The sequence below is a fragment of the Microtetraspora sp. AC03309 genome (assembly GCF_020826795.1).
Classification (GTDB): domain Bacteria; phylum Actinomycetota; class Actinomycetes; order Streptosporangiales; family Streptosporangiaceae; genus Microtetraspora; species Microtetraspora glauca.
In genome coordinates, this window is the sequence record NZ_JADDIL010000527.1 from 1 (window position 1) to 441 (window position 441).

Consider the following 441-nt stretch of genomic DNA (forward strand, 5'->3'; position numbering starts at 1 on the left):
CCACACCCTGACCGGTGACGGCCTGGGCATCATCTTCCGCAAGGGACTTCCCTTGGAGGACATGGAGTTCCACCAGTTCCACCCGACAGGCCTGGCCGGCCTGGGCATCCTGATCTCCGAGGCCGTGCGCGGCGAGGGCGGCCGGTTGCTCAACGGCGAGGGCGAGCGGTTCATGGAGCGCTACGCGCCGACCATCGTCGACCTCGCGCCGCGTGACATCGTCGCCCGCTCGATGGTGCTCGAGGTGCTCGAAGGCCGCGGCGCCGGACCGAACAAGGACTACGTCTACATCGACGTGCGTCACCTCGGCGAGGACGTGCTGGAGGCAAAGCTCCCCGACATCACCGAGTTCGCCCGCACCTACCTGGGTGTGGACCCGGTCAAGGAACTGGTGCCGGTCTACCCGACCTGCCACTACGTCATGGGCGGCATCCCCACCAC

General features: G+C 67.6%; 1 protein-coding gene. It reads left to right on the forward strand.

Annotation, left to right across the window (positions count from 1 at the left end; all coding sequences use genetic code 11):
* A partial coding sequence (locus IMZ11_RS44195) for an FAD-binding protein (RefSeq protein ID WP_228649739.1) occupies positions 1-441 on the forward strand: 441 nt, incomplete at both ends.